The 11,970-nt window shown below is 72.6% G+C and carries 12 protein-coding genes; 8 read left to right on the top strand and 4 right to left on the bottom strand.

The window, feature by feature from the left end; translation table 11 throughout:
• The first annotated feature begins 26 nt into the window (after positions 1-26).
• On the top strand, positions 27-518 hold the full coding sequence (locus D7044_RS15510; protein WP_120673652.1) for an NUDIX domain-containing protein: 492 nt from the start codon (positions 27-29) through the stop codon (positions 516-518).
• A gap of 133 nt (positions 519-651) precedes the next feature.
• On the opposite strand, the gene D7044_RS15505 is transcribed toward D7044_RS15510, so the two are convergent.
• Complete coding sequence (locus tag D7044_RS15505) at positions 652-2,328, bottom strand: MDR family MFS transporter (RefSeq protein ID WP_233562884.1); 1,677 nt, start codon at positions 2,326-2,328, stop codon at positions 652-654.
• 119 nt (positions 2,329-2,447) lie between these two features.
• Complete coding sequence (locus D7044_RS15500; RefSeq protein ID WP_120689353.1) at positions 2,448-2,999, bottom strand: type 1 glutamine amidotransferase domain-containing protein; 552 nt, start codon at positions 2,997-2,999, stop codon at positions 2,448-2,450.
• A 147-nt stretch (positions 3,000-3,146) separates the two neighbouring features.
• On the opposite strand from D7044_RS15500, the gene rfaE2 reads away from it, so the two are divergent.
• Positions 3,147-4,973: a D-glycero-beta-D-manno-heptose 1-phosphate adenylyltransferase gene (gene rfaE2 / locus D7044_RS15495; RefSeq protein WP_120689352.1), complete on the top strand. Its 1,827-nt coding sequence runs from the start codon at positions 3,147-3,149 to the stop codon at positions 4,971-4,973.
• Positions 4,970-5,848 carry a glycosyltransferase family 2 protein gene (locus D7044_RS15490; protein ID WP_120689351.1) on the top strand — a complete coding sequence of 293 codons (879 nt, stop codon included), beginning with the start codon at positions 4,970-4,972 and terminating at the stop codon, positions 5,846-5,848. Before rfaE2 ends, D7044_RS15490 begins: the two co-directional genes overlap by 4 nt.
• A gap of 14 nt (positions 5,849-5,862) precedes the next feature.
• Here D7044_RS15490 and D7044_RS15485 read toward each other — a convergent pair whose 3' ends face one another.
• Positions 5,863-6,969 carry a glycosyltransferase family 9 protein gene (locus D7044_RS15485; RefSeq protein ID WP_120689350.1) on the bottom strand — a complete coding sequence of 369 codons (1,107 nt, stop codon included), beginning with the start codon at positions 6,967-6,969 and terminating at the stop codon, positions 5,863-5,865.
• A 9-nt stretch (positions 6,970-6,978) separates the two neighbouring features.
• Positions 6,979-7,524 (bottom strand): Hsp20/alpha crystallin family protein, encoded by a 546-nt coding sequence (locus D7044_RS15480; protein ID WP_120673658.1) that lies wholly within the window; start codon positions 7,522-7,524, stop codon positions 6,979-6,981.
• 314 nt (positions 7,525-7,838) lie between these two features.
• Here D7044_RS15480 and D7044_RS15475 point away from each other — a divergent pair, with 314 nt between their 5' ends.
• The 5 genes from D7044_RS15475 (at position 7,839) to D7044_RS15450 (ending at position 11,900) form a co-directional block, all read left to right on the top strand.
• The gene (locus D7044_RS15475) at positions 7,839-8,456 is read left to right on the top strand and encodes a pyridoxamine 5'-phosphate oxidase family protein (protein ID WP_120689349.1); all 618 of its coding nucleotides are present in this window, start codon (positions 7,839-7,841) and stop codon (positions 8,454-8,456) included.
• Positions 8,457-8,528: 72 nt separating this feature from the next.
• Complete coding sequence (locus tag D7044_RS15470) at positions 8,529-9,167, top strand: winged helix-turn-helix domain-containing protein (protein WP_120689348.1); 639 nt, start codon at positions 8,529-8,531, stop codon at positions 9,165-9,167.
• Entirely contained in the window at positions 9,164-10,711 is a 1,548-nt protein-coding gene (locus tag D7044_RS15460; protein WP_325050897.1) for an MFS transporter, read from the top strand. Before D7044_RS15470 ends, D7044_RS15460 begins: the two co-directional genes overlap by 4 nt.
• 41 nt (positions 10,712-10,752) lie before the next feature.
• Positions 10,753-11,100, top strand: coding sequence for an antibiotic biosynthesis monooxygenase family protein (locus D7044_RS15455; RefSeq protein ID WP_120689456.1), 348 nt, complete (start codon positions 10,753-10,755; stop codon positions 11,098-11,100).
• Between the two features lie 47 nt (positions 11,101-11,147).
• A complete protein-coding gene (locus tag D7044_RS15450; protein WP_120673661.1) occupies positions 11,148-11,900 on the top strand; it encodes a hypothetical protein in 753 nt (250 codons plus the stop codon).
• Positions 11,901-11,970: the final 70 nt, after the last annotated feature.

Genomic DNA, 11,970 nt, shown 5'->3' with positions numbered 1-11,970 from the left:
CGAGCCGCGACTCGTAGATTGTCCGGGTGAGCATCTCCTGGGCCGATTCCTACGTGGGGCAGCTACGCGCCATCGCCGGAGACCGGACGCTGATGTTCGTCGGGGCCCGAGCCGTGGTGCGGGACAACGCCGGGCGCGTCCTGCTGATCCGGCGGTCGGACAACGGCCAGTGGGCGATGCCGGCCGGCGCGATGGAGCTCGGTGAGTCGATCGCCGACTGCGCGGTACGCGAGGTGCGCGAGGAGACCGGACTGCGGGCCCTGCGGGTGTGCGCGTTCGCCCTCTACACCGGCCCGGACCGTACGCACACCAACATGTACGGCCACACGTACCAGATCTTCACGACCGCGTTCCGGGTCGAGGAGTGGGACGGCAGCCTCGCCCGGGTGACCGACGAGACCACCGACGCCGCCTTCTTCCACCGGGAGCAGTTCCCGTCGCCGCTCTCCGCCTCGGTCCTGGAGACCCTCGCCGACCTGGACGTCTTCGAGCAGACGAACCGGCTGATCCTGAAGTGACGCCGAAGGCGGCCCGCAACCGCGGATCCGCCTTCGACCGTTGCCCGCGCCGCCTTCGGCCGCTGTCGGGGCCGCCGCATCGCCTTCGACCGTTGCCCGCGGCCACGGCGCCGGGCGCCGGGGCGTCCGGCGCTCAGATCATCGTCTGGGAGTTGGCCTCCATCTGGGCGGCGGCCTGGTCCTTGGACTCCTGCGACAGCGGCTTGCCACCGGCCGCCGGCGCCTTGCCGCCGAGCGGGTCGGCACCACCGGTGGCGCCCTCCGGGCCGGCCCCGCGCAGCTGCGCGTTCGGCATGGCGACCGTGACCAGCACGGCCACGATCGCGATCAGGCCAGCGGTCAGGAAGACCGGGTGCAGCGCCGCCACGAACGCCTCCTGGATCGCGTTCCGGACCGGCCCGGGCAACGCCATGATGGTCGCCGGGTCGTTGATCGAGATGTTCGTCCCGCCGGCCGCCTCCGCGGCGGCCCGCTGGTCGGGGGGCAGCTGCGCGATCGCGGCGGGCAACCGACCGGCCAGCCCGGTGGCGAGCCCCGAGGAGAGCACGGTGCCGAGGATGGCCACCCCGAACGAGCCGCCGAGCGACCGGAAGAAGGTCGCCGAGGAGGTGCCGGCACCGAGGTCCCGGACGGAGACGGCGTTCTGCACGGCGAGGATCAGCGACTGCATGCAGAGACCCAGCCCGACGCCGATCACCACCATGTAGAGGAAGGCCAGCCAGAGCGTGGTCGCCACGTGCAGCTGGGTGAAGAGCAGCATCCCGACGACCAGCACCACCGAGCCGATGACCGGGAACCACTTGTAGCGCCCGATCCGGGTCATCGCCCGGCCGGTGAGGATCGAGGTGCCGATGATGCCGACCATCATCGGCAGCATCAGCAGACCGCTCTGGGTCGGCGAGGCGCCCTTGACGATCTGCAGGTAGAGCGGGATGAAGATGATCGACCCGAACATCACCAGGCCGATGACGAAGACGGCGGTGTTGGCCAGCGCGAAGGTACGCAGCCGGAACAGGTGCAGCGGCAGGATCGGCTCGGCGACCCGGCGCTCCTGGAGCACGAAGAGCGCACCGAGCACCACCCCGGCCACGATCAGCCCGATGATCACGCCGGAGCCCCAGGCGTACTCGTTGCCGCCCCAGCTCAGCGCCAGCAGCAGGGAGCTCACCCCGGCCACCAGCAGCGCCGCGCCGAGCCAGTCGATGCTCCGCTCCCGCTGCTCGAACGGGATCATCCGCATCACGTGGTAGCAGACCACGATCGCCACGAGGGCCAGCGGAACGTTGATGTAGAAGATCCACCGCCAGTTCGTCTCCGCGAAGTACCCGCCGACGAGCGGGCCGGCCACCGAGGCGATGCCGAAGACCGCACCGAAGAGGCCCTGGTAGCGGCCGCGTTCCCGCGGCGACAGCACGTCCGAGATGATGGTGAACGCGAGCGTGATCAGGCCACCGGCGCCGAGTCCCTGCACGCCCCGGGTGAGGATCAGCTGGGTCATGTTCTGTGACAGCCCGGCCAGCAGCGAGCCGACCAGGAACGCGCCGATCGCGAAGAGGAAGACCGGACGCCGGCCGTAGAGGTCGGAGATCTTGCCGTACAGCGGCGTCGACGCGGTCGAGGCGAGCAGGTACGCGGTCACCACCCACGAGTAGTGGTTGATCCCGCCCAGCTCGCCGACGATCGTCGGGAGGGCCGTACCGACGATGGTCTGGTCGAGCGCCGCCAGCAGCATGCCGGTCATCAGGCCGACCATGAGCAGGCGGATCTGCCGGCGGTTCAGCATGGTCCCGGGTTGCGCTTCGCTGGTCACCCGCCCTTCTTTCCCGGCAGGCGAGGAACATGCCCCGACCGGAAGATCTCGCACTGTCGATCATGAGGTTGGCGGCGACTCCGGAGATCCAGAACGCCGTCAACCTCATGATCACCGGGTCAGTGGCGGCCCTCGGCGAACTCTTCGACGATCTTCGCGCAGAAGGCGGGGAGGTCGTCGGGCCTGCGGCTGCTGACCAGCCCGTTGTCGGTCACGCACTCCTCGTCGACCCAGCTCGCGCCGGCATTGACGAGATCGGTGCGCAGGCTCGGCCAGGAGGTGATCCGGCGGCCCCGCACCACGTCCGCCTCGATCAGCGTCCACGGCCCGTGGCAGATCACCCCGACCGGCTTGCCCGCGTCGAAGAACGCGCGCACGAACCGGACCGCGTCCGCGTCCGCACGCAGGAAGTCAGGATTCGCCACCCCACCCGGCAGCACGAGCGCGTCGTAGCTGCCGGCGTCCGCGTCCGCCGCCGTGACGTCCACGTCGTAGGTCTTCGAGTGGTCGAGGTGGTTGAAGGACTGGATCGAGCCCGGCTTCACCGAGACCAGCTCAGCCGTCGCGCCGGCCTGCTCCACCGCCGCGCGGGGCTGGACGTACTCGACCTCCTCCACCCCGTCGGCGGCCAGGAAGGCGATCCGCTTGCCCTGAAGTGTCGTCGCTGACATCTGCTGAACATCTCCTCTCCGAGGGGTACAGCTGGATCGTTCCCGGGACGCAAGGTACGAAAACCCCGGCCATGGTGACCGCCGCCACCGTGAGCAGCCCGCCCGCGACCGGGTTTGACCCATCGGGCCGGGGGGATCCGCAACGACATGGCAGAAGCAGCAGCGGAACAGCGGCGGCTCGCCAGCGTGGTGGAGAGCTGGCAGGGACGCCCGGTCCTGGTGATCGGTGACGCCATGCTCGACGAGTGGCGGTTCGCGGAGTCCGACCGGCTCTGCCGGGAGGCGCCCGCGCCGGTGCTCACCCTCCGCCGCCGGATCTCGGCGGCCGGCGGAGCCGCGAACACCGCGGTCAACATCGCCGCGCTCGGCGGCCGCGCGTTGCTGGTGGCCCCGGTCGGCGCCGACGTTGCCGGCGACGAACTGCACGACTGCCTCGACCGGGCCGGGGTCTGGGACCGTACGGTCAACCAGCCCGGCCGGCCCACCCCCCTGAAGCGGCGAATGCTGGCCGGCAACCAGATCCTGCTCCGCGAGGACTCCGGTGAGCCGGACGACCCGCTGGACCCGGAGGGGGTGCAGCGGCTGCTCACCGCGCTGGACTGCGCCACCGAGGAGCTGTGCGCCGTGGCCGGCGGGGAGGCGCCCACCATGGTGGTCTGCGACTACGGACTCGGTGCCCTACCCGCGCCGGTACGCGCCTGGCTGGTCGCCAACCGGGAGCGCTACGCCACCGTGGCGCTGGACGCGCACGACCTCGCCGACTGGCGCGGTCTCGCCCCGACCGTCGTGACCCCGAGCTTCGCCGAGGCGACCCGCCTGCTGGCCCGGGCCGCCCGGCGCAGCGGCGGCACCGAGCTGCACCTCGACCATCCGGACGGCGACCCGGCCGACGGCCCGTCCGAGCTGACCGTCGGCGCCGCGCCCGGCGACCGTACGACCCGGGCGGAGGACTCCCCGGCGGTCCGGACGAGCACCGGCCCGACCGGGCCCGACCCGGCGGGCACCGGTCCCACCGGCGAGCCCACCCCCGGCGAGGGCCGGGTGGCGATGACCGGCGACGGGCTCAGCGTGACGGCGACCGGTGTCACGGTGAACGCGGCCGCCGGCGAGGGCGTCGATCGCGCCATGCTGGCCGAGTCCCGCCTCGCCGAGCTGCACGCGCACACCGGCGCCGACGTGGTGGCGGTGACCCTGGACACCGAGGGCGCGGTGGTCGGCGCGGCCGACGGGGAGCGGCGACGCAGCCACAGCACCCCCGTTCCGGCCAGCCATGCGGTGGGGGCCGGGGACGCGTACCTGGCGGCGATGACCCTGGCCCTGGCCGCCGGCGCGCCGCTGTCGACGGCGGCCCAGCTCGCCCAGCTCACCGCCACCATCACCGTCTCGGACACCGGGACCTGCGTCTGCCGCCGCGAGGATCTGCTCTCCGCGCTCGACCAACCGGTGCGCGACGCCGAGCACCCGGTGGTGGTCGACGGGGACGAGCTGAGCGCCATCGTGGCCGCCCAGCGCGACGCCGGCCGCTCAGTGATCTTCACCAACGGCTGCTTCGACGTGCTGCACCGGGGCCACGTCCGCTACCTGGAGCAGGCCCGCGCCCTCGGTGACCTGCTGATCGTGGCGGTGAACGCCGACGAGAGCGTGCGCCGGCTCAAGGGGCCGGACCGCCCGGTGAACCCGGTCGAGGACCGCGCCACCCTGCTCGCCGCCCTCTCCTGCGTGGACCATGTGGTGGTCTTCGAGGAGGACTCGCCGGCCGCCCTGATCGAGGTCGTCCGCCCGGACGTGTACGTCAAGGGCGGCGACTACCCGCCGGAGATGGTGCCGGAGGCGCCGCTGGTCCGCCGGCTGGGCGGGCAGGTGCGCACCCTCGGCTACGTGCCGGACCGCTCCACCTCGCGGATCATCGAGCGGATCCGTACGCACAGCCAGGAGCGGGAGACCGACCCGTCGATGTCCAGCAAGCCGTCGTGAACCGGCCGCTCGATCCGGGCACTCCGGAGCAGTTCCGCACCGACCGGTTGGTCGACGTGCTGATCCCGACCCGTAACCGCCCCGCCGAACTGGCGGTCACCCTCTCCGGGCTGGCCGCCCAGGAGGGGGTGCCCGGGTTCGGGGTGGTGGTGAGCGACCAGTCCGACGGGGAGCCCGCGTACGCCCACCCGGCGGCGGCGACGATGGTCCGGGCGCTACGCCACCGGGGTCACCCGGTGCTGCTCACCCGCCGGCTGCCGCGCCGGGGGCTGGCCGAGCACCGGGCCTACCTGCTCGCCGCGTCGACGGCCCGGTACGTGCTCTTCCTCGACGACGACGTCTGGCTGGAACCGGGGACGCTGCACCGGCTGGTGACCGTGCTGACCGAGCTCGGCTGCGGGTTCGTGGGCAACGCCGTGCACGGTCTCTCCTACCTGGACGACGTACGGCCCGAGACGCACGGGCACTACGAGGAGTGGGGCGGCAGACCGGTGCCGGAGCGGATCCGTCCGGGCACGCCGGAGTGGGACCGGGCGCGGATCCATTCGGCGGCGAACCTGCTGCACCTGACGGAGAAGCTGGCGCTCTCGTCCGGGGCCTGGCGCGCGTACAAGGTCTCCTGGATCGGCGGGTGCGTCCTCTACGACCGGGCGAAGCTGGTCGACTCGGGCGGCTTCGACTTCTGGCGACGGGTGCAGGAGAAGCATCAGGGTGAGGACGTCGCCGCCCAGCTCGCCGTCCTGGCGCGGCACGGGGGCGCGGGGGTGCTGCCCAGCGGGGCGTACCACCTGGAGTCGCCGACCACCGTAACGGAGCGGGACGTCGAGGCGTGGGAGGTAGTCCTCGCCGACGAGGACGCCGCCCAACCGGCCTGAGGGCGTCGTCCCCGTCAGGGGAGCAGCTCGTGGGCGGCCTCGAGCACCTCGGCCACCGGTACGTCGGTCACGAACGAGTCCCGGTGCGGGCACCCGTCGTCGCCGGGCCGGTGCGGGTAGATGTCGGTCGTGCTGCAGTCCACGCCGCAGACCGGGCAGCGCACCGTCCAGGAGATGATCGGTCGGTGCCGGCCGCGCAGCGGTGTCGCGGTGTTGATGAGGTTGCCGACCCAGAAGATACCGACCGTCGGGGTGTTGACCGCGGCGGCCAGGTGCAGCGGCCCGGTGTCGTTCGAGACGACCAGCGCGCACTCCGCGTAGCAGCCGGCGAGCCCGCCGAGGCTGAGCGTGCCGACCTGTGGCCGGACCGGCACCCCGGCCGCCGCGACCACCCGATCCACCACCTCCCGCTCGGCCGGGGTGCCGGTGACCAGCACCTCGTACCCCGCGCCGACCAGGTCGCGGGCGACCTCGGCGAAGCGTTCGGCGGGCCAGCGCCGCCGGGTGTCGGTCGCGCCCGGGTGCAGCGCCACCCGGGGCCGCTCGACCGGGCCGAGCACCTCGGCCGCCTCGGCCCGGTCCACTGCGGTGACTGCGAGCGCGGGCACGATCGTGGTGGCCGGCGCGCCGACGAGCGCCGCCACCTCCAGGTAGCGGATCACCTCGTGCTGGTAGTAGACGTACCGGATCCACCGGTCCAGCGGCGGCGCGTTCTCGGTGCGCAGCCCGGCCGTCACCCGGGCCCCGAGCGCGCTGATCAGCGGGTTCGAGTTGGCGCCACCGCCGTGCAGCTGCAACGCCAGGTCGAAGCGCTCCGTGCGGGCCGCCGCGAGGAACTCGTCGGTCGTCGCCGGCTTCTCGTCGGGCTCCGGCCGGCGGATGCCGTCCGCGGGCGGCACCACCAGCACCCGGTCCACCGGGCCCGGCCGGTCGCGCCAGAGCTGCACGTGCCACGGCGCGCCGAGCAGCACGATCTCCGCCTGCGGGTACGTGGCCCGCAGCGCGTCCAGCGCCGGCAGTACGAAGATGAAGTCGCCGAGCGCGTTCGCGCGCAGCACGGCGATCCGTTCGACCTCGGGTACACGCTCGGCGACCGGGCCGAGCAGGGACGGGGCGACCACGCCGGACCGCTAAGGCCTGTCGATCTCGCCGGCGGCGGTGTCCGGGCGGTGCAGCTCCCGGTCCGCGGCGGGATCACCCGGTGCCGGCGTACGGCTGCCGAGCGGGCCGGTACGCGGCCCGGTACGGCCGACGGTGATGGTGCGCGGCGCGGGCCGGGCGGATCGCGGCAGGTGGACCCGGAGCAGCCCGTGGTCCATCACCGCGTCGATGACGTCCGGGTCGACGCGGCTGGGCAGCTCCACGCGGTACTCGAAGCCGCGGGCCTCGAAGCCGCCGGGAATGCCCTGGTCGGCGTTGACCTCCGCCTCGGAGCGCGCCCGTACGCACAGGTCTCGATCGTCCAGCTCGACGGCGACCTCCTCCGGTGCCACGCCGGGCAGCCGGACGATGACCTCCCAGCCGTCGGGCACCTCGGTCAGCTCCACTTCCGGCGGACCGGAGCGACCGCTGACCAACCGGCGCAGCTCGGCGCGGAGCGACTGGAGTTCGCCCATCGGGTCCCAGCCCTGCTGCCGGCCGCGCCAGCGGCCGAGCCCGCCACCCTGTTCGCTCATGCCGTGCTCTCCCTCCGGTCGATCACGACCTGAGGCTCAACCGCGCAGTGCCCGATGATTCGCTCGCTACGCTCGCTCATGCCGTGCTCTCCCTCCGGTCGATCACGACCTGAGGCTCAACCCCGCAGTGCCCGATGATTCGCTGGCTCATGCCGTGCTCTCGCCCATGCCGTGGTCTCCCCTCGGATCAGCGCGTCCGCGGAACGCGGTACCCCGGGCCGCAGCCGGCAAACCTTGGTCCGGCCGGTCGTACGCTGGGCGACACGGGCCGCAGCGTGGCGGCGCCACCCGCACACTCGCCCCCGGGAGGACCTGTGACGGTGGAGATCACGTCGACGGAGGAGCTACGCGAGCTGCTCGGCGAGCCGACGGCGCACGCCGCCAACAAGGAGCGCGTCCGGCTGCACGACCTGGACCGGCAGTGGCTGGCCGCCTCGCCGTTCTGTCTGGTCGCGACGGCCGGCGCGGACGGCAGCTGCGACGTCTCGCCGAAGGGCGACCCACCGGGCTTCGCTCTGGTGCTCGACGACACGACGATCGCGCTGCCGGAGCGGCCGGGCAACCGGCGGGCGGACGGCTACCGCAACATTCTGGAGAACCCGCACGTCGGGCTGCTCTTCATGATTCCGGGGCGCTCCGACACGCTGCGGATCAACGGACGCGCGCGGCTGGTCCGGGACGCGCCCTGGTTCGAGGAGTTGACCGTCAAGGGTCACCGTCCCGTCCTCGCCGTGCTGGTGGAGATCGAGCAGATCTTCTACCACTGCCCGAAGGCATTCCTCCGCTCGCAGCTGTGGAAGCCGGAGAGCTGGCAGCCGGAGGTGCTGCCCTCCCGGGCGCGGCTCGTGAAGGAGCTGGAGGCGCCGGAGAAGGAGCTCGCGGAGTTGGAGCGCCACTACGGCCCGGACTACCTGCGCAAGCTCTACGCCTGATCGGCGCCGCGTGCCGAGTCGAGGTCGGCTCCGCTATTGCTAAAGACATCTTTATAAAGATAGCTTTAGCGTATGTCGCTCTCCAGGACTAAGCTGACCGACCCGAAGGCCCTGCGGGGGTACGCCCACCCGCTGCGGATGGCGCTGCTCGGGCTGCTGCGCGCCCACGGACCGATGACCGCCACCCAGGCCGCCGAGCAGCTCGGCGAGAGCGTGCCGAACTGCTCGTTCCACCTCCGCCAGCTCGCCAAGTACGGCCTCGCCGAGCGGTCACCGGGAGCGGACGCCCGGGAGCGGCCCTGGCGCGCCACGGCGCTCGCCACCTCCTGGGACGACGACTCCGACGACCCGCAGGTGCGCGCCGCCACCGACGAGTTGAACGCGGCCCAACTCGCGCTCTACACCCGCCGCGCGGAGGAGTTCCTCCTTCGGCGGGCCGACGAATCCGCGGCCTGGCGAGCCGTCACCGGCTTCAGCGACCAGTCGCTCTACGTGACCGCCGACGAGCTGGCCGAGCTGACGCGCCGGCTCGACGAGGTGCTCTCCGAGTACGACGATCGGATCCTCGACCCGTCCCGGCGGCCGGCAGACGCGCGCCGGGTCAGCCTGATCCAGCTCGCGGTGCTCTCGCCGTCACCGACCGACGGCGCCCTGCCCGCCACGCCGGCACCCACCACAGAGGCGCCCGAGGCACCGGGCGGCGCCCGGTGAGCGGCGATCCGGCCAGCGGCCTGACGCCCGGCGGCCCGACCTCCGGCGACGCCGTGCCGACCCGCACCGCTACCACCGGCGGCGCGACCGGCACGGTGCCCAACCGCGGCGCGACCGGCACGGTGCCCAACGGCGGCGGGACCCGCACGGTTTCCGGCGGTGGACCGACCGGCATCGCGCCCGACGGCGGACCGATCGGAACCGCGCCGACCGGCGGCCCGACCGGTGCCGTGCCCAACAGCGGACCGATCGGGGCCGGAACGATCGACGGCCCGACCGGCAGCGGCCCCGGTGGCTCGCTCAACCGCCTCCGGCTGCCTCGGCTGCTGCAGGAGCGGATGTTCCGCCGGTACTGGGCGGCGCAGACGGTGTCGTACTTCGGAGACGAGATCTCCACGCTGGCGCTGCCGCTGCTCGCCGTGCTCATCACCGACGCCGGGCCGACCCAGATGGGCTACCTGACCGCCGCCGCGCTGGCGCCGAACCTCCTCTTCTCCCTGCTCGCCGGGGCGTGGGTGGACCGGCTCGCCCGGAAACGGCGCATCATGGTCCTCAGTGACGTCGGCCGGGCGCTGCTGCTCGCCACGATCCCCGCCGCCTACCTGCTCGACGTCCTCACCCTGACCCAGCTCTACGGCGTGGCGTTCGCGGTGGGCACCCTCGCGGTCCTCTTCGAGGTCTCCCGGGGGCCGCTCTTCGTGTCCCTGGTGGAGCGTCGGGACTACGTCGAGGCGAACACGCTGATCAACGGCAGCCGGGGGTTGTCCCTGGTCGCCGGGCCGAGCATCGGCGGTCTGCTGGTGCAGCTGCTCACCGCACCGATCGCGCTGGTCGCCGACGCGCTGTCGTACGTCTGGTCCGCCGCCTTCCTGGCCCGGATGCGCACCACGGAGCCGGCGCCGGTCCGCGGCCGTGGCCTGGGGATCGCCGCCGGCCTACGGTTCATCGCCGGAACGCCGATGATGCGGGCGATCGTGCTCGGCACCACCACTGTCAACCTCTTCAACTTCATGTTCGCCGCGCTCTTCGTCCTCTACGCCACCACCGAGCTGCACCTCTCGCCCGGCCTGCTCGGTACGGTGCTCGGCGCGGGCGCGGTGGGTGGCCTCTTCGGCGCCGCGGTCACCGGCCGGCTGACCCGCCGCTTCGGCATCGGCCCGACACTGGTGAGCGGCTTCCTGCTCTTCCCCGCTCCGCTGCTGCTCGTCCCGCTGGCCGACGGCCCGACACCCGTGGTGCTGGGCATGCTCTTCGCCGCCGAGTTCTTCTGCGCCGTCGGCGTGATGGTGCTCGACATCGTCACCGGCTCCGTGCAGACCGCCCTCACCCCGGAGACGATGCTGGCCCGGGCCACCGGGGTACGACGCACGATCAACTACGGCATCCGGCCCATCGGCGCGCTCATCGGCGGCGCCCTGGGTGCCGCTCTCGGCGTACGCGAGGCGCTCTGGATCGCGACTGTGGGCGCGCTGGCCGGCGTGCTCTGGGTGCTCTTCTCCCCCGTCCGCCGCCTACGCGAGCTGCCCGAAGCGGTCGAGGCCTGACCCCATCCGCACCGGAGACCCGCTGTGCCATGCTGGCGCCCATGTCGAGCCACCCCTTCGCCGACACCCCGGCCCCGCCGTACGTGGCGGTCATCTTCACCTCCGTCCGCACCCCCGGCGACAACGGATACGCGGTGATGGCCGCGTCGATGGCGGAGCTGGCCCGGGAACAGCCCGGCTTCCTCGGCATCGAGTCGGCCCGCGAGGACGTCGGGATCACCGTGTCGTACTGGACGGATCAGACGGCGGCGCAGGGCTGGAAGCGGGTCGCCGCGCACCTCGTCGCCCAACGTCGCGGCCGCGACGTCTGGTACGACGACTACCGCGTCCGGATCGCCACCGTCGAACGCGACTACGGGCGCGACTCCTCCCCGCTCGACCCCGGCTGACCAGGCCCGGCCGGAAAATGACGGCGCCCACCGATAGGCTCATGCCCATGCGTCGACTGATTCCCGTCGTTTCGATCGCCCTCGCCGTTCTCGTGGCCGGCTGCGGCACCAACTCCGACAGCCCCACGGCCGGCTCGTCCGCCAGCAGCGCGGCCGACCCGGTCACCGCCATCAAGGAGGGCATGGGCCGCAGCCTCGCTGGCACGGTCATCATGGACGCCTCGGTGAAGGCCGGCCCGGCGACGATGGAGCTCACCGGCAAGATGGACCCGGCCGCCAAGGTGCTCACGGTCACCACCACGGCACCCGAGGAGATGGAGGCCCGGCTCATCGGCGACGCCGCCTACATCAAGATGGAGGCGTCCGGCAGCGGCAAGCCGTGGATGAAGATCGACCTCACGAAGCTGCGGCCGGAGAGCTCGCTGCGCCAGTCCTTCGACCTGGAGTCGCAGACCGGCCTGGTCGGCGGCATCGTCACCGCCGAGAAGGTGGGCGAGGGCAGCTACAAGGGCACCGCCGACCTGGAGAAGGCCGTGCAGGCCGCGCCCGCCGACGGTGGGATGCGCGACGGCCTCGAGTCGACCGCCAAGCTGGCGAAGGACCCGAAGGCGATTCCGTTCGAGGCGACCGTCGACGCCGAGGGCCGCGTCACCTCCCTCTCGTACACGATCGCCACGAAGAGCCTCGGCGATCTGGTCACCGAGATGAAGATGCATGGCTTCGGCGAGCCGGTGAAGGTGGAGGCGCCGCCCGCCGGCGAGACCGAGGACGCCGCCGCGGAGATGTACACGTTCCTCTGACCCCGCAGCCCGGCGGCACAAGCGCCAGGCGTGACACGGAAGGCCCAGGTTGCCGGCGGCGAGCCGGACG

It is taken from the genome of Micromonospora musae (assembly GCF_003626635.1).
Taxonomy (GTDB): domain Bacteria; phylum Actinomycetota; class Actinomycetes; order Mycobacteriales; family Micromonosporaceae; genus Micromonospora; species Micromonospora musae.
Note: the sequence above shows the minus strand (reverse complement) of the source record. Positions and strands in the feature narration are given on the sequence as shown.